The organism is Pseudonocardia sp. CA-142604, from assembly GCF_050948475.1.
Classification (GTDB): Bacteria; Actinomycetota; Actinomycetes; order Mycobacteriales; family Pseudonocardiaceae; genus Pseudonocardia; species Pseudonocardia alaniniphila.
The window spans coordinates 1,629,897-1,645,525 of sequence record NZ_CP192045.1 but is presented as its reverse complement, the minus strand read 5'-3'; the positions used below and the strand labels follow the sequence as shown (position 1 = coordinate 1,645,525).

Here is a 15,629-nt window from a genome sequence, read left to right as displayed (position 1 = left end):
CCGGAGAAACGAGGACCTCGACCCCATGTCCCTTCCTCTACGCGCGCCACGGCGGTGGGCCGCTGCACTGGTGCTCGCCGCGCTGCTCGCCGCAGGCTGCTCCTCCGAACCCGGCCCGCCGACGATCCGTGTCGGCCTCGTCTGCGGCGGTGTGGGCCTCGCCGCGCTCACGATCGACTCCGGCGCGCTCCCCGGCGGCCTGCAGGCGCAGAAGGTGTGCTTCGACAGCGGCTCAGACGCCGTGCAGGCGCTGGTCGGCGGCAGCATCGACGCGTTCGTCGGCGCGGGTGAGCACGTGATCGACAACCGCGCCAAGGGTCTCGACGTCAAGGGCTACGCGGTCATCAGCGAGGCCCCGCCCTACTCCCTGGTGAGCACCGCAGGCTCCGGCGTCCACACCGTGGGAGACCTCGCCGGGAAATCCGTGGCCGTCACCGCGCCGGGCAGCCTGTCGGACACCGAACTCCAGAAGGCGACTGCCGAGGCGAACGTGCCGTACTCCGGCCTGCGCGTGGTGGGCGCGGGCACCGGCGCCACCATGCAGGCCGCGATCGAGAAGGGCGGCGCCGCGGCGGGAATGGTCAGCGACCCGCTGCTCACCACGATGCTGCAGTCCGGCGCCTTCACCCTCACCTGGAAGCCGGACTTCCGCTACATCGCGCTGGCGGTCATTGCGAAGCCGGACTGGGTGAACGACAACAAGCCCGCGATGCAGGCGTTCCTGCAGGCCCTGCGCGCCACGCAGGACCGGGCGAACGCCGACGTGTCGAGTGTTCTCACCGCCGCCAAGCAGCAGGCCCCGACGCTCGACCCCGCCACGCTGCGCACCGTGGTGGCGGCGACGATGGCCCAGGCCCCGCCGAAACTGACGATCGACGAGGGCCCCTACCAGGACACCACCCAGGTGCTCACGCAGGTCGGGCAGGTCCAACCGGCCAAGATCCCGTCGTTCACCGACTCGTTCGACTTCAGCCTGCTGAGGACGTCATGACGGCGAAGGTGGCGGTGCGCGATCTCCGGGTCGCCTATCGCACGCGGAAGGGCCGCCACCTGGCGCTCGACGGGGCCGATCTCCGCATCGGCCACGGCGAGTTCGTCGCGCTCGTCGGGCCCAGCGGGTGCGGCAAGTCGACGTTGCTCAAGGTCGTCGCCGGGCTGGTCGAGCGCTCCGGCGGCGAGGCGCTGATCGACGGCCGGCCGATCGACGGCGCCCCCGCCGGAGTCGGGATGCTCTTCCAGAACGACGCCCTGCTCCCCTGGCGCACCGTGCACGAGAACGTCCGTCTCCCGCTCCAGGTGGCCGGAGGGGACCGCGCGAAGCAGGACGCCCGGATCACCGAACTGCTCGCCACCGTCGGGCTCGACGGGTTCGCCGGCTACCTGCCGCGCCAGCTCTCCGGGGGCATGCGCAAGCGCGTGGCGCTCGCGCGCACCCTCGCCTCCGACCCGGACCTCTTCCTGATGGACGAGCCCTTCGGTCCGCTCGACGCGCTCACCCGGCGCCGGATCGGGGCGGAGTTCCTGTCGCTCTGGGAGACCCTCGGGACGAGCGTGCTGTTCGTGACGCACGACGTCGACGAGGCCATCACGCTGGCCGACCGCGTGGTGGTGATGAGCGCGGCGCCCGGGCGCGTGCTCGACGAGTTCCCGGTGGCCCTCGACCGGCCCCGCGACGTCCGGGAGCTGCGCTTCACCCCCGCCTTCCGCGACCTGCACGACGCGATCTCCGACGCCCTGGTTGCGCAGGCGAATGTGCCCTGACGCCGGGGGCCGCGCACGGCGTCACCAGGTGACGGGCAGCTCCGACACCCCACCGGTGATGCGGTCGGTGCGCACCACCAGGTCGTCCACTCCCACGGCGAGGCGCAGGCCGGGGAACCGGCGGAACAGGGCGGAGAAGACGGCCGTGAGCTCCGTGCGCGCAAGGCTCGCGCCGATGCAGAAGTGCGCGCCGTGGCCGAACGACAGGTGCGGGTTGGGGCTGCGGCTCGGGTCGAACTCGGTGGCGTCGGCGAACGCCGAGGGGTCGCGGTTCGCCGCGGCGGTGGAGAGCATCACGGCGTCGCCGCGGGCGATCGTGACGCCGCCGATCTCGATGTCCTCGTGGGCGTAGCGGAGCAGGCCGAGGTTCCCGGGCGCCGAGAGTCGCAGGATCTCCTCGACAGTGCGCTGCACCTGGCCGTCGGGGTCGGCAACGAAGGCATCGCGCCGGTCGAGGTCGACAAGCAGCATGAGCACGCCCATGTCGATGCGGCCCACGGTGGTCTCGTGCCCGGCGAACAGCAGCCCCGCGGCCAGGCGGGCCAGCATCGCGTCGGTGAACCGGGGGTCGGCCTCCTGTGCCCGCACCAGGTCGGACACCACGTCCTCCTGGGGATCCGCGCGCTTGGCGGCGGCCAGCCCGCTCATGTACCGCTCGAACTCCACCATCGCCTCGGCCGCGTCGCCGCCGGTACCCATCCGCCCGACCCGGTCGGACAGCCCGTGGAAGTACTCCCGGTCGCCGAACGGCACACCGAGCAGCTCGCAGATCACCAGCACCGGGAGCGGGAAGGCCAGCGTGGCGTGCAGGTCGACGGGCGCCTCCGGGTCGCGGGCCTTCGCCGCCTCCATCGCGTCGAGGCACCCGTCGACGAGCTCCCGCACGTGGTCGCCGAGCAGGCGCATCCGCTTGGCGGAGAACGCCGGGACGAGCATCGCCCGCATCCTGGCGTGGTCGGTCTGCTCGGTCTCGTAGTCACCGGAGGGGCCGTTGAGGATGGCGGCGTCGGACACCGTGGCGGCCTCTGCCGGGTTCGGGTGCGAGCGGCCCAGCCGGGAGTCGCCGAAGAGCGCGCGCACCTCCTCGTACCGGGTGACCAGCCAGGCGGGATCCCCCGCGGGCGTCCGCACCGGGGTGATCGGGGCCTCGGCCCGCAGCACCGCGAGGAGCGGCGCGACCTCGAGCACGTTGGGGCGGTCGAAAGGGAGCTGCGGCGCTGGGGCCGTGGTGGTCATCGGGCGTCCTCCTCGGATGGTGGGGGCGAGCAGGCAGGCGGGGCGGTCGGCGCCGTGAGGGCGCTGCCACGCACGGTGGCGATCCAGTGCTCCTCGGCGTGGGAGCGGCGCAGGAGTTCGTCGAGCACGAGCAGACCCCAGCGGTTGCGCGACGCGTCCGCGGCGGACCGGGCCAGGGCCTGGATGCGGGCCCGGCGTGCGGCGATCGCGCGCTCCCGGGCGTCGAGCACGCCGAACCGCTCGGCGGGGGTGAGCCGCTCGAAATGGCCGACGCGGGACAGGAACTCCGCCTCGTCGGCCGCGAGCTCGTCGGGGAGCTCGGCCAGCATGTCGTGCAGCAGTTCCCGGCCCACGTCGGTGATCGCATAGACATGCCGTGCCGGAGCACCCTGGCTCTCCACGGCGGTCCGCGTCACCGCCCCGGCGTCGTAGAACCGGCGCAGCGCTGGATACAGGGAATTGTTCGACAGTGCGTAGCCGCTGTTCTGCTCGACCCGTCGGCGCAGCTCATAGCCGTGGGCGGGCTGACCGGTGAGGTTCGCGAGCAGCAGCAGGTCGACCCACACCTATGTCACGTTAACTTATTTGATAGCCCTCGCCTACCGCGGCAAAACGGGCGAATCGGGTGCCGTGGGACATATATCCGCTGCTGGGCGGCGTTCCGCGGAGCGGAATCGCGAGGGCTTTGACCACACAAGGAGTTAAACTCTTTCAGGCACACTTCTTATAATTAACTGCCGGAGGACTCATGACCGTCGACAGCCGGTCCGAGAAAACCCGGCCGGATCGGGCCGCCGCCACCCGCGATCGCATCCTCGACGCCGCGGAACGTCTCTTCGCCGAACGTGGGGTGCTGGCGGTGTCGAACCGGCAGATCGGCGAAGCGGCGGGCCAGGGAAACAACTCCGTGGTCGGTTACCACTTCGGCGGCCGGTCCGAGCTGGTGCTCGCCATCCTGCGGCGACACGCGGTGGCCGTGGAGAAGCTGCGTACGGATCTGCTCACCCGCGTCGGCCCCGGATCCGCTCTGCACGACTGGGTCGGGTGCATCGTCCGGCCGCTCCCCGCCCACCTGGCAGAGCTGGGTGACCAGAGCTGGCATGCACGGTTCCTCGCCCAGGCGTCCAACGAGCCCACCTTGCGTGCGGTGATCCGGGCCGACGCCAAGGCGTCACTCAGCCTGCGACAGGCGCGGGAGGGGATGTTCCGGCTGCTCCCCGCCTTGCCGGCCGAGGTCCGCGCCGAGCGCGGCGAGATGAGCCGCCTGGTCGTCGTGCACATGTGTGCCGAATACGAACGGGCGCTGCAGAACGGCGCCGCATCCCCGAACCGCACCTGGGAGATGGCCGCAGCGCGCCTCGTCGACGCCGTCGTCGGGCTCTGGCTGGCGCCCGTGACGCCTGCCGTCCTCGAGCCCGACGCCGCTCAGCGGTGGCGGCAGCTGAGCGGGTGAAACGCAGAATCCACGCCTCGACCACGTCGTCGAGGGGTGGGAGCGTCTCCGGTGGCGCCGCGGAGGTGGCGGTTCCTTGAGCGATCCGCGGGGAGACCCTCACGCCTTCATGGGATGTGTCGGCCCCGGGCACCCTGGACTCTGCACTCGTTCGCCTCATCAAGCTACGAACGGTGATCCCGATGTGCCACCACAGCCTTGACGTGCTCCTCTTCGTCTTCCACGACGCGCGTCGCGCCGCCTCTGTGCTGAAGAGAGCCCGCAGACTGCCCGAGATGCGCCACGTCGCGGTTGTCGCCCGCTCCGCGGACGGGGAGATCCGCGTCGAGGATCGAAGAGCGACCGGCGCGCGCCAGGAGGTGCTGACGCGGGTCATCGATGCGCTCAGCCGGCCGCTGCGTGACCTCGTGCCCTTCGGGAGCGACGGCGCCACAGCGGGACCGCCGATGACGCTGCCCGACACCGGTGCCGGGCTCGCCGCGTTCGCCCGCCTCATCCAGCCCGGCCAGCCCGTGCTGCTCGTCGCGAGCTGCGCAGGCCTCAACAAGACCATGGACGAGGTCGCCCAGTACCTCGGAGCGGCGCTCTACCGGGTCCCGGCCGGGATGCTTCCGGGCTCCCGGTCCTACCGCATCCCGACGACCCCCTGGATGGCCTGACCACAGGCGACGCCGGCCCACCGCCGGCGGATCGGAGAGCGAGATGACCGGAACGACGGCAGGGCACGGCCGCCCCACCTCGTCGACCGGCGCGGACAGCGCCCGATCCGAGCGGATCGCCCAGGCCTGCGCCCTGGGCGATCCGCTCGCCGACACCGTCGCCGCCGAACTGCGCGACCGTGGGCGAATCGCCCGCCGGTCCCTCGCCGGGTTGCTGGCGGCAGGCGACACGGCCGGGACGCTCACGCATGCGCAGGCCGATCTGTGGCACGACGTGCAGTCCGCGGGGGTCGAGGACCTGCTCGGCCGCGGCGCGCTCGTCCACCACCGCGCCGACCCGGAGTTCGTCCGGATCGTGCACGGGGCCAGCTCCGTCGCCCACGTCGGGGCGGCGTCCGACAGCCCCTGGTCGACGAGCCGGCTGGTCCGCGACGGGCGACTCCGTCCCGTAGCGCACCGGCGCGTGGCGGACACCGTGCACTGGGCGGTGAGCGCGCTGGAGCCGGGCAGCCTGCTCGCCGGCGGCCCCGGCCATCGGGCCACGCTGCGGCTGCGCCTGCGGGCCGCCGTTCTCCGCCACGCCCAGCTGCACGGGCTCGCGGCCCACGCCGACCCGGTGCTGCCCGGGACACCCATCACCCAGGTCGACCTCCTGCGCTGCTGGCTCGGCGCCACCGCGCGCGCCCGCGCACTCCTCACCGAGTCGCGTGCCGTGGCCGCGCCCGTCCCTGCCGAGCTGCGCCGGATCTGGCAGCACCTGGGACACCTGCTCGGGGTGCACGCCGAGCTGCTCGACGCGCCGGCCCACCTCCTCGAACTCGCGGCGCCCGGCGGCGTCGACGTCCGGCGGGACTCCTCGCCCGCGCTCACCTCAGCCGTAGCCGTCGCTGTCGTCGACGCGCTCACCGGCGAGCAGCCGCTCGTCCGGTCCCCTCGCGAGCGCATCCTGCGCACCGTCCGGACGGTGCACAGGCGTGCGCAGAAACCTCCGGAGGCGTTCGCAGGCTGAGCCACGTCCTCTCCCCGCAGCGCGCTCCACGTCACACAGTGAGCGGGCGGAGAGAGTCATCTGACCGATGCCCACGCTCGTCTCATCGTCAGACGATGTGGTGCAACGGGACGTTTGCGCGCCATCGGTGCCTGCGCATCGGGGTCCCCAGGCGGACATCGCGGCGTCTGCGATGCGCATGTGATCGGAGAAGACCATGGTTGCGAGTCACGGCGAGGTTCCCCTCCGCGGGCGGGCCGCGGAGCTGGCCGACGTCCGTGAGAGCCTCGAAGCGGTACGCAGCGAGGGCGGTTCGATACTCGTCGTTCGCGGTGCTGCCGGGGCCGGCCGCTCCCGTCTACTCGCCGAGGCCCGCCGGATGGCGGACGCCATGGGGATCCGATCCCTGTCCGGATCGGCCGACCCGCACTCACGGGCGGTGCCGCTCGCCCCGATCATGGAAGCGCTGCTGAACGGTCCGGACCCCGTCCTGGAACCCGATGCGCTGCCGGCCGCCCTCTTCACCAGCGCCGATCATCGTTTCCTGCTCCTGCAGACGATGCGCCAGCAACTGGAGCAGGCATCGCTGCAGGTGCCACTGCTCCTGACCTTCGACGACCTGCAATGGGCCGATGCCGCCACCCTGCTGGCGATGCGCAGCCTGCCCCGCCGGCTCGCGCAGCGCCCGTTGGTCTGGATGTTCGCGGTGCGCGACGGGGCGATGACCGATGCCCTGCGCACGACGCTGGACCAGCTCGCAGCGGCCGGGGCACACACCATCACCTTGAAGCCGCTCGAGACCTCGTCGGTCGAGGCCATCACTCACGACGTTCTGGGGGACGACGTCGACGAGTCGGTGAGACGCCTGGCCGAACGTGCGGCGGACCGGCCGTTGCTGCTCGTCGAACTCCTGCGCGGGGTCGCCGAGAAGCACACGGCCGGTCCGACAGGGGACGACCTCGAGTCGCTCGGAGGGCTGCCAGAGCGGTTCCGGGACCTCGTGGCCCGCACGGTGGAGCGGCTGCCCGACCGGGTGCGCCGGACCGTGCAGATCGCGGCGGTGGTCGGGCCCCGATTCACCGTCCGCCAGCTCGAGGCCCTGCTCGACGAGCCCGCGTCGGCGCTGCTCGAGCCGCTGCGCTCGGCCATCGCCGAGGACCTGATCGTCGCGCACGCCGACCACTTCACCTTCCGTCACGATCTCGTGCGCGAGGCGATCGTGGCGAACCTGCCTGCCGACCTGGTCCGCGGGCTGCGCCGGCAGGTGGTGGACGCCGACCTGCGGGCCGGACGTCCGCTGCCCGAAGCGGCCACCCTCCTCGCCGCCGTGGCGCTACCCGGCGACGCCGAGGCGGTGTCGCTGCTGCGGGAGGCCGCGCTGATGGTGGCGCCGTCGGACCCGGCGGCTGGGGCCGATCTGAGCGTGCGTGCCCTGGAGCTCACCTCGCAGAGGGCGCCCGAGTGGGCCGACCTCGTCACCGAGACCATCCAGCTGCTGCTCGCCGCCGGGCGCGCGGGCCCCGCCGCCGCTCTCGCCGAGCAGTCGCTCGAGGTCCCGCTGGGTCCGGAGGCCGAGGCCCGGGTCCGACTGGGCGGCGCGCTCGTCGGCCTGCAGTTCGCCTTCGTCGACGCGGTGCGGCACTGCCGCACGGCACTCGAGCTGCGTAACCTGTCGCCGTCGCTGCGGGCCGACCTCCTCGCCGTGCTCGCCCTCGCAACGGCGCTCGACGGGGACCCGGAGGCGGCGGGTGAGTTCATCGCGCCGGCGATGTCAGCGGCGCGGGCGTGCGACAACACGCGGGCCGAGGCGGTCACCGTGTGCGTCGGATCCATCGTCGACCTCCACCGGGGCGACTGGCGCACGGCACTGGCCGGTGCCGACGCCGCGGTCGACCTGAGCAAGCGGGTGGAGGTTGCACACCGCCTGAGCGACCCGGAGATCTGGCGGGCGGTGGCACTGGCCGGCGTGGGTCGGCTCGACGACGCGCTGGCCGTCACGGAGCCACAGCAGCGTCAGGCCGGTGTGGGGGCCGGCCTGGCGGTGACCCGCCTCTGGAGTGCCACCCGCTCACGGCTGCTGCTCGAGGCCGGTCGACCGGCCGAGGCACGCGCCGCCGCCGAGGAGGCGCTCGCAATGGTCGACGAGATCGGCCACGGTGACTTCGCCGCAGTGACCGCGATCTGCGCTCTGGGCCGGGTGGCGGTGCTCACCGGGGACGAGGAGGCGCTCGCCACCGCGGAACGCAACGCCCACGTCATGCAGGCGAGCAAGTCGACGTCCGTGCGCAACGCAGGGGCCTGGCTCGCCGCCCTCGTCGCCGCATCCGACGGCGATCCGGGCCGGGCGATCGCGAGCCTGACCGACGGGTCCGCCCGCTACAGCGACAGCGGACCATGGCGCTGCCACCCGCTCGACGTCGCCGATGTGCCCTGGTTCGTGCGGGTCGCGCTCCAAGCCGGGCAGCATGACTTCGCCGAACGTGCGGCCGCGACCGCGGAGCGCCGGTCCGAGTCGAACCCGGACATGCCACTGTTCTGCGCCGTCGGCGCGCACGCCCGTGGGTTGCTCCTGCAGGACCACGAGGAGCTGGCCAGGGCTGCGTCGCTGTACGAGGCAGCCCAGCGGCCGCTGGCCCGCGCAGCCGCGCTGGAGGACGCCGGCAACGCGGCGGCCCGTCACGACCGCGCCGAGGCGGTCCGGTTGCTCGAGACGGCGATGCGCATCGCGGACGAGGCGGGCGCGCAACGTGATGCGGCACGCGTCCGGTCCGCGTTGCGCGAGCTGGGCGTGTACCGGCGCCGCAGCACGCGGCCCTGCACGGGCCAGGGCTGGCAGGCGCTCACGCCGAGCGAGCTGGAGGTCGTGCGGCTCATCGCCCGCGGGGCGACCAACAGGGCCGCCGCCGAGCGGCTCTACGTCTCGCCGCACACGGTGAGCACCCATCTCAAGCACGCGTTCACCAAGCTCGGCGTCACGTCGCGGCTCGAGCTGGCCCGTATCGCGCTGACCCGTGCGCAGTCGAACGTCGTTCCTTGACCCGATGGGTGCCAGGAGGTGCATTCGATGACCGGAGGCCGTGAGGCCTGCAGCTTCCGGCGCAGCAGATGGTGGGCGGGCGCAGGTGCCGCTGCCCTCACGGCGACCGCGCTCCTGGCAACGGCCTGCAGCACCGAGGACGCCACATCGCCCGCGGCGCTGGCGCAGTCTCCTCCGCACGTGAAGGCGATGCCCCTGCCGGAGGCCGACGGCGCGCTCGTCGGGCCGCAACCCACCACCAACCTGGGCACGGTTCTCGTGGACGGAGAGGGCCGCACGCTCTACGAGTACGCGGGCGACACGGAGAACAAATCGGCCTGCACCGGGGACTGCGCGCAGACCTGGCAGTTCGTCCCGGCGCCCTCCCCCTTACCTGCCTCCATGCCCGGGGTGATGGGCGCGCTCGGCAGCGCGGCCCGGCCCGAGGGCGGGCAGCAGCTCACGATCGCCGGTCATCCCGTCTACACGTTCGCCGGCGACGTCGCGCCCGGCCAGACCAACGGGCAGGGCAAAGTCGTCGACGGAAACGTGTGGTCGGCCGTGTCCGCCACCGGCACGCCCGTGCAGAGCTCTCCGGCGGCAGCAGGCCCGGTGACCACCTCGCTCGTCGGTATCCCGTACTGACCGACCGACCGGTCCCCCCTCCGGCCAGCCGCTCACGGGTGACTCAGCAGTATTCGTCGGTGAAGAAGCGGTCCATCCCCTCCAGGTCGTCGAGGTAGGTCTCCACCTGGACGATCCTGCCCGCCCGCACGGTGCAGACCGTGGCGATGTGCTCGTCGAGCACACGGTCGCCGCGGCGGGCCGTGGCGTGCAGCCCGAGCGCGATGTTGTCGCGGCTCACCAAAACGCGCTCGAGCGTCGAGGTCATCCGGTACGTGCCGATCAGCTGTGCACGCGCGATGACGTCGTCGATGCCGGCCGCGGTGCCCGAGATGGCGTTGTGGCCCGGCAGGCTCCACGTGGCGTCAGGACTCATGATCTCGCGGAGCAGCGCCCAGTTCTTCGTGCGCAACGCCCAGAAGAACGCCGTGCCGAGATCGACCTGGGGTGACGCGGTCATGGTCATCAGCTGCCTCCAAGGGGGGGTGGCACCTCATCTTCGAACCATGGTCAGGCCTACGCCGCATACACCACATCACGTGTTGATGGGAGGTCACTCATCGACGCGACGGTGAACGGGGGCGAAATCGGACGATCATCCGGTGCGCGTCCCCTGCTCGGCGCGCCGGGGAAGCTCGGTATCCAACGGTACGGCCGCCGAGCGTACGAGCCCGAGCTGCACTGTCTGGCGGCCCGCGGCGACGTCGAGGATCCAGTCGACCGCGGTGCGCAGCCGGTTGCCCGGCATGCTGAGAAGGTGGTAGCCGCGGGTCACGGCCTTCGCCGGCAGCCCGGAGAGCGGAATGCGCAGCGGGTTGGCCGCGGCCTGAGTGCCACCGAGGTCGACCACGAAACCGAGGTCGTGGTGCTTGTACCGGCGCATCCGCCCGTGGCCGAGCGATGCGGCGACGTTGCGCCCCGCGAGCTTGCCCTGGCGAGTCGCATGCTGGGCGGTCATCGCCGTCACCTCGCCGCGCCTGGTCAGGTCGGGAACCGCGGCGGCATCACCGCAGGCGAAGACGTCGGGGTGCCCAGGCACCACGAGCGTCGGGTCCACCACGAGTCGGCCTTTGAGGGTGGACAGGCCGGTTTCCTCGACCAGCGGGTCGGGACGGACCCCGACACACCAGACGAGGGTCCGCGTCGGGACGAACTCGCCGGTGGTGAGGTGCACGCCCTCGCGGGTCGCCTCCCGGACGGAGACACCCGTCCCCACCTCGACACCCCGATGCCGCAGCACCCGGTCCGCTGCTCGGGACAGGCGTGGATCCAGCTCGGGGAGCACCTTCGGCGCGAGGTCGAGCAGGAGCCAGCGCACCTTCTGATGGCGCAGGTGTGGGTGGCGCTCGACGATCCTGTCGGTGAACAGCGGGCCCTGCGCCGCCACCTCGGTGCCGGTGTAGCCGGCCCCCACCACGACGAACGTGCACCGGGCCGTCCGCTCATCGGGGTCGTCGGTGGCGTCGGCGAGCTCGATCTGCCGGATGATGTGGTCGCGCAGGTAGAGCGCTTCGGCCACGTTGCGGAAGCCGTGGGCGTGCTCGCCGACCCCCGGGATCGGCAGCAGCTTGTTCACGCTCCCCGCGGCGAGGATCAGCCGGTCGTAGCCGAGGCTGTGCGCGCCACCCTCGGGATCTGTGTAGTGGACGGTCCGCTCGTCGAGCGACACCGAATTCACCTCGCCCAGCACGAGGCGCACCCCGGGCAGCGTCGCCGGGAGCGACACCGTGATCCGCCGCGGATCGATCACCGCCGCGGCCACCTCGGGCAGCAGCGGCAGGTACAGGAAGTAGTCCATGGGGTTCACCAGCACGATCTCCACGCCGGAGTCCGGCGGGAGCGCCTTCGTGAGCGAGCGCGCAGCCTCGTACCCGGCGAAGCCTGCGCCGACGATCACCACGCGCTTCGGCGTCGCCCGAGGCGTGCGTCCGTCGAACCCGTCCGGCTGTTCCGCGCGCCCCGTCTGCGTTTCGCGCACCTGCGCCTCCTCCTACCGTCCCCCGGCTCGGATGACCCTCTACCGAAGTCTGCCTGCACATCGGGGGCTACCCGTGGTGGAATCGACACACACGACGGCACGGGGGATACGACATGTGGCTGGTCAGCGGGATAGACGAGGAGCACCGGTTTCCGCAGTGGACCGAAGCCGTCGAGTTCTACCGGCAGATCGTCGGCGACTGGGTGGCTGCCCACGGTGATCCGGACGCCGCAGCGGCGCGCGACCTGACCACCTCCATCGCCGACCTGCCCATGGGTCAGCCCCACCAGGTGGGCTTCCCGGCGAACGGCGGCGACGCGGTCCGCTTCGAGCTGACCTGGGAAGTTCCGTCCGTTGGGATGGATCACTTCACAGCGTGCTGAATGCGATGTCACCCACCGAAAGGTGGGCTTGCGACTTGTGCCGCTGATCACGCTACTCTCTTCGGCGCAAGCATCGGACGGGACTCGGCCGCTGGTGACCGGCCCCGCGAAGGAGGATCCGTGTCGGGTGGTCACTCCGGGTCCGGGCCGGACGGCCAGGGCGCGCGTAGCGGTGCGCGCCGCGACCTGAACTTCCGGAGGCCGTCGATCGCCCGCGTCTACGACTACGTGCTCGGCGGGCGCGACCACTTCGAGATCGACCGCAAGGCCGCCCACAGCTTCCTCAACGTGGTGCCGGAGGCGGGGCAGCTCGCCAAGGACAACCGCCACTTCATGCGCCGCAGCGTGCGCTTCATGGTTGCCGAGGCCGGCATCCGGCAGATCATCGACATCGGCTCCGGGCTGCCGACCGCAGGCAACGTGCACCAGGTGGCGCACGAGATCGACCCCTCGGTGCACGTGGTCTACGTCGACAACGACCCGATGGTGCTGGCGCACGCCATGGCGATGCTCGACGACGACACCACCACGGTGATCACTTCCGACCTCCGCACGCCCGAGGCGATCTTCGACGACCCGGAGACCCACAAGCTCATCGACACGAGCCAGCCGTTCGGTGTGCTCATCGCGGGCATCCTGCACCACCTCTCCGACGAGGACGACCCCGCCGGTATCGCGGCCGAGATCAGGGAGCGGCTCAGTCCCGGCAGCTACCTGGCGATCTGCAACTTCCTCGGCGAGGAGCCACGAGCCAGAGACCTGGAGCGCGGGTTCCTGGACGGTCTCGGATCCGGGCGCTTCCGCACGTGGGAGGAGAACCGCAGCTACTTCGAAGGGCTCGAGATGGTGCCACCCGGCCTGGTGTACGCCAACAAGTGGCGGCCGGACGAGGCCACAGCCAAGGACCATCCGGTGGAGACCCTCTACGTCGGCGGGGTCGGCCGCAAACCCTGACGCGCGGCGCGACGATCCTCCACCCGGCCGAGCAGCGGTGTGACCACCCGGTTCAGCAACGAGCTGAACACGAGCAGCAGGAGCGCGAGGTAGGTCACCCCCGGGACCAGGGCCGTCAGCACGAACGCCACCACGAGGATCGCGGTCGTGCTCACCGCACCTGACGCGCCGACCGGTCCATGGATCATGAACGCCAGCACGGTCAGGCAGACGCTGCTCGCGAGGATCGTCCCGACGTAGAAGACGGCCGTGAACCAGTCGTCGCCGTATCCGCCGATCATCTCTGTCGGAAAGGGCAGCACGACGATCGTGAGCAGCCACGCCATGCTCCAGAACAGCAGCGGCGTGGAGTCGGCCACCACCTTCTCGAACATGCGCCGGTGCACGATCCAGAGGCGCGCGATGACGGCGAAGCTGAGCAGGAAGCTGTAGATCTGCGGCTGGTGCTCGGTGATCACCTCGACCGGAGTCACCCGTGCAGCGACCGACTCTCCGACGGCATCGACCAGCGGCAGCACGAGCAGCGTGATCGCGATCGCGACCACCGCATCGGTGAAGGTGACAAGTCGGTCCAACGGTTTCAGCGCGCTCACGCGGACAAACGTAAAGCACCGGCCGTCACTCTCAGCTCACCTTCAGCTTCCTGGGCGCTTCTCAGCGTCACCACAGGGGCGCCTCCCTAGCGTTCGTTCCATGCCCACCGCACTTGTGACAGGCGCCAGCCGGGGTCTCGGAGCCGTCTTCGCCGACCGTCTCGCCCGACGCGGCATCGACCTCGTCCTCGTCGCCCGCGACCGCGACGGGCTGGAGCGCACCGCGGCGACGGTGCGCGGGCACGGTGCGGTGGCCGAGGTCCTCGTCGCGGACCTCGCCGACCCCGCCGCCAGGGCCTCGGTCGAGCTCCGGCTCTCCGATGCGGACCGGCCCGTCGACATGCTGGTGAACAACGCCGGCTTCGAGGTGACCGACGAGTTCGTGAACAGCGAGCTCCGCGACCTGCAGACCCAGATCGACACGAACATCTCGGCGGTCATGTCGCTGACCCATTCCGCGCTCCCGGGCATGATCGCGCGCGGCAGCGGATCGGTGATCAACGTCGCGAGCTTCGCCGGCTACCTCCCCTCGCCGGGCAGCTCCTACGCCTCGACCAAGGCGTGGGTGCTCGCGTTCACCGACACGATGGCCGCGTCACTCGCGGGCAGCGGCGTCGGCATGATCGCCCTGTGCCCCGGGCGGATGCTCACCGGCAAGCACAAGGCCCCGGACTCACCCTCGCCGCTGTGGCTGGAGCCCGCGGCGGTGGTGGAGCGGTGCCTGCGCGACCTCGAGCGGGGCCGCACGCTCTGCACGCCCGGCTGGATCTACCGCACCGTGGTCGGCACGCTGGAGATGCCGCGCCGCTCGCTGCGTGCGGCCGCGAAGCTCGCAGGCCGCGGGCGCACGCAGCGACGCCCGAAGGCCGGCACACAGCACGACATCCAGTCGTTCACCCGGCCACCCTCGCTCAACAGCGTCGGCTGACTGCGCGTCAGGCCTCGGGTCCTGGCTGGTCGTCGCGCCACATCCCGAGCGCCTGCAAGGCAGGCCGGTTGCTGTAGGAGAAGACGAACGTGTCCTCCGCGGTCGGGTTGACCAGCCGGTAGGGCTGCCAGCCGGGTACCGCGATCACGTCCTTGGGCCCGAAGTCGAAGCGCTCCTCGCCGATCTCGACATGCCCATGGCCCTGCACGACGTGCAGGACGGCGCTGGCGGTGGTGCGGCGGGGCTGCCCGTGGAAGTGCGGGCGCAACCGGCTGATCCGGCAGTCCATGGTCGGCAGTACCGAGCCGCCGGTCCACGGGTTCGTGTACTCCAGCACGATCCCCTCCGACTCACTGCCCTCGGCGTCGTCGGCGATCGCCGCGAACGCCTGCTCGGTCTCCCGCCACGGATAGTTGCCCACGGGCGAGGACAGCCGCTCGGGCTGCTCCCAGGCCGGGTTGAGCCTGCCGTGGATGAACCGGCGGCTGGAGAGGTCATCGGGCACGAGCGATTTCTGCGCACGGTCCCCGAACAGCTCGAAGAATCCTGCTTCGAAAGCGTTCGTGAGCGGGAAGTCGAGGCCATCCAGCCACATCATCGGGTCGTTTCCCTCGTGCCGGTGGTCGTGCCAGTGCCAGCCGGGGGTCAGCAACAGATCACCCGGATTCATGTGGAGTCGTTCACCGTCGACCGTGGTGTATGCCGAGGCGCCCTCGATGATGAAGCGGAAAGCGTTGGCCGTGTGCCGGTGCGCCTGCGCCGTCTCGCCGGGAAGGATGATCTGAATCCCGGCGAACAGGCTGTTCACAGTGGCGGGCGGATCCTGCATGCCGGGATTGACCAGCATCAGCACCCGTCGCTCTGCCTCGTCGAGCGACAGCGTGCGGGTGAAGTGCAGCATCAACGGCCGCAGGGCGGCATAGTCCCACCGATGCGGCAGGGCGACGCTGCGCGGTTCGGGCGAGAAGAGCGACCCGTAGTGCCTCCACAACGGTGCGGCAGCGAGTTCGTCGAGCGTCCGATATGCGGCTTCCGATGATTCGACGGTCAACTTCA

At 71.3% G+C, this 15,629-nt stretch carries 16 protein-coding genes; 10 read left to right on the top strand and 6 right to left on the bottom strand.

From position 1 onward, the window contains the following. The first annotated feature begins 25 nt into the window (after nt 1-25). Nucleotides 26-991 (top strand): ABC transporter substrate-binding protein, encoded by a 966-nt coding sequence (locus ACQPZQ_RS07590; protein ID WP_433293431.1) that lies wholly within the window; start codon nt 26-28, stop codon nt 989-991. Next, nucleotides 988-1,761, top strand: coding sequence for an ABC transporter ATP-binding protein (locus ACQPZQ_RS07585; RefSeq protein WP_433293429.1), 774 nt, complete (start codon nt 988-990; stop codon nt 1,759-1,761). Before ACQPZQ_RS07590 ends, ACQPZQ_RS07585 begins: the two co-directional genes overlap by 4 nt. A gap of 21 nt (nt 1,762-1,782) precedes the next feature. Here the strand turns inward: ACQPZQ_RS07585 and ACQPZQ_RS07580 are convergent, their stop codons facing one another. After that, nucleotides 1,783-2,997, bottom strand: a complete 1,215-nt coding sequence (locus tag ACQPZQ_RS07580) for a cytochrome P450 (protein ID WP_433293427.1) — start codon at nt 2,995-2,997, stop codon at nt 1,783-1,785. Continuing rightward, nucleotides 2,994-3,563, bottom strand: a complete 570-nt coding sequence (locus ACQPZQ_RS07575; protein ID WP_433293425.1) for a PadR family transcriptional regulator — start codon at nt 3,561-3,563, stop codon at nt 2,994-2,996. Before ACQPZQ_RS07575 ends, ACQPZQ_RS07580 begins: the two co-directional genes overlap by 4 nt. A gap of 182 nt (nt 3,564-3,745) precedes the next feature. Here ACQPZQ_RS07575 and ACQPZQ_RS07570 point away from each other — a divergent pair, with 182 nt between their 5' ends. The 5 genes from ACQPZQ_RS07570 (at nt 3,746) to ACQPZQ_RS07550 (ending at nt 9,758) form a co-directional block, all read left to right on the top strand. Beyond that, on the top strand, nt 3,746-4,450 hold the full coding sequence (locus ACQPZQ_RS07570) for a TetR/AcrR family transcriptional regulator (protein WP_433293423.1): 705 nt from the start codon (nt 3,746-3,748) through the stop codon (nt 4,448-4,450). A 173-nt stretch (nt 4,451-4,623) separates the two neighbouring features. Beyond that, nucleotides 4,624-5,109 carry a hypothetical protein gene (locus ACQPZQ_RS07565; protein WP_433293421.1) on the top strand — a complete coding sequence of 162 codons (486 nt, stop codon included), beginning with the start codon at nt 4,624-4,626 and terminating at the stop codon, nt 5,107-5,109. 43 nt (nt 5,110-5,152) lie between these two features. Beyond that, nucleotides 5,153-6,118, top strand: a complete 966-nt coding sequence (locus ACQPZQ_RS07560; RefSeq protein WP_433293419.1) for a hypothetical protein — start codon at nt 5,153-5,155, stop codon at nt 6,116-6,118. Nucleotides 6,119-6,314: 196 nt separating this feature from the next. Then, nucleotides 6,315-9,134: an ATP-binding protein gene (locus ACQPZQ_RS07555; protein ID WP_433293417.1), complete on the top strand. Its 2,820-nt coding sequence runs from the start codon at nt 6,315-6,317 to the stop codon at nt 9,132-9,134. Between the two features lie 27 nt (nt 9,135-9,161). Beyond that, the gene (locus ACQPZQ_RS07550; protein WP_433293415.1) at nt 9,162-9,758 is read left to right on the top strand and encodes a COG4315 family predicted lipoprotein; all 597 of its coding nucleotides are present in this window, start codon (nt 9,162-9,164) and stop codon (nt 9,756-9,758) included. Nucleotides 9,759-9,801: 43 nt separating this feature from the next. Here ACQPZQ_RS07550 and ACQPZQ_RS07545 read toward each other — a convergent pair whose 3' ends face one another. Next, complete coding sequence (locus ACQPZQ_RS07545; RefSeq protein ID WP_433293413.1) at nt 9,802-10,203, bottom strand: nuclear transport factor 2 family protein; 402 nt, start codon at nt 10,201-10,203, stop codon at nt 9,802-9,804. 129 nt (nt 10,204-10,332) lie between these two features. After that, nucleotides 10,333-11,637 (bottom strand): NAD(P)/FAD-dependent oxidoreductase, encoded by a 1,305-nt coding sequence (locus tag ACQPZQ_RS07540; protein WP_433299060.1) that lies wholly within the window; start codon nt 11,635-11,637, stop codon nt 10,333-10,335. A 191-nt stretch (nt 11,638-11,828) separates the two neighbouring features. On the opposite strand from ACQPZQ_RS07540, the gene ACQPZQ_RS07535 reads away from it, so the two are divergent. Together ACQPZQ_RS07535 and ACQPZQ_RS07530 are read left to right on the top strand one after the other, a co-directional pair. Continuing rightward, nucleotides 11,829-12,098 (top strand): hypothetical protein, encoded by a 270-nt coding sequence (locus ACQPZQ_RS07535; protein WP_433293411.1) that lies wholly within the window; start codon nt 11,829-11,831, stop codon nt 12,096-12,098. Between the two features lie 120 nt (nt 12,099-12,218). After that, nucleotides 12,219-13,052 carry an SAM-dependent methyltransferase gene (locus ACQPZQ_RS07530; RefSeq protein WP_433293409.1) on the top strand — a complete coding sequence of 278 codons (834 nt, stop codon included), beginning with the start codon at nt 12,219-12,221 and terminating at the stop codon, nt 13,050-13,052. Here the strand turns inward: ACQPZQ_RS07530 and ACQPZQ_RS07525 are convergent. Next, nucleotides 13,022-13,645: a TMEM175 family protein gene (locus tag ACQPZQ_RS07525; RefSeq protein ID WP_433293407.1), complete on the bottom strand. Its 624-nt coding sequence runs from the start codon at nt 13,643-13,645 to the stop codon at nt 13,022-13,024. The genes ACQPZQ_RS07530 and ACQPZQ_RS07525 overlap by 31 nt on opposite strands. Nucleotides 13,646-13,745: 100 nt before the next feature. Between ACQPZQ_RS07525 and ACQPZQ_RS07520 the strand changes: the two genes are divergently transcribed. After that, nucleotides 13,746-14,573, top strand: a complete 828-nt coding sequence (locus tag ACQPZQ_RS07520) for an SDR family NAD(P)-dependent oxidoreductase (RefSeq protein WP_433293405.1) — start codon at nt 13,746-13,748, stop codon at nt 14,571-14,573. Nucleotides 14,574-14,580: 7 nt separating this feature from the next. On the opposite strand, the gene ACQPZQ_RS07515 is transcribed toward ACQPZQ_RS07520, so the two are convergent. Next, nucleotides 14,581-15,624 (bottom strand): cupin domain-containing protein, encoded by a 1,044-nt coding sequence (locus ACQPZQ_RS07515; RefSeq protein WP_433293403.1) that lies wholly within the window; start codon nt 15,622-15,624, stop codon nt 14,581-14,583. Nucleotides 15,625-15,629: the final 5 nt, after the last annotated feature.

Excerpts from the sequence above, each read along its gene's own strand:
- ACQPZQ_RS07535 (WP_433293411.1), top strand. The coding sequence starts at position 11,829 with ATGTGGCTGGTCAGCGGGATAGACGAGGAGCACCGGTTTCCGCAGTGG.
- ACQPZQ_RS07570 (WP_433293423.1), top strand. The coding sequence starts at position 3,746 with ATGACCGTCGACAGCCGGTCCGAGAAAACCCGGCCGGATCGGGCCGCC.
- ACQPZQ_RS07560 (WP_433293419.1), top strand. The coding sequence starts at position 5,153 with ATGACCGGAACGACGGCAGGGCACGGCCGCCCCACCTCGTCGACCGGC.
- ACQPZQ_RS07520 (WP_433293405.1), top strand. The coding sequence starts at position 13,746 with ATGCCCACCGCACTTGTGACAGGCGCCAGCCGGGGTCTCGGAGCCGTC.
- ACQPZQ_RS07550 (WP_433293415.1), top strand. The coding sequence starts at position 9,162 with ATGACCGGAGGCCGTGAGGCCTGCAGCTTCCGGCGCAGCAGATGGTGG.
- ACQPZQ_RS07555 (WP_433293417.1), top strand. The coding sequence starts at position 6,315 with ATGGTTGCGAGTCACGGCGAGGTTCCCCTCCGCGGGCGGGCCGCGGAG.
- ACQPZQ_RS07585 (WP_433293429.1), top strand. The coding sequence starts at position 988 with ATGACGGCGAAGGTGGCGGTGCGCGATCTCCGGGTCGCCTATCGCACG.
- ACQPZQ_RS07545 (WP_433293413.1), bottom strand. The coding sequence starts at position 10,203 with ATGACCATGACCGCGTCACCCCAGGTCGATCTCGGCACGGCGTTCTTC.
- ACQPZQ_RS07580 (WP_433293427.1), bottom strand. The coding sequence starts at position 2,997 with ATGACCACCACGGCCCCAGCGCCGCAGCTCCCTTTCGACCGCCCCAAC.
- ACQPZQ_RS07590 (WP_433293431.1), top strand. The coding sequence starts at position 26 with ATGTCCCTTCCTCTACGCGCGCCACGGCGGTGGGCCGCTGCACTGGTG.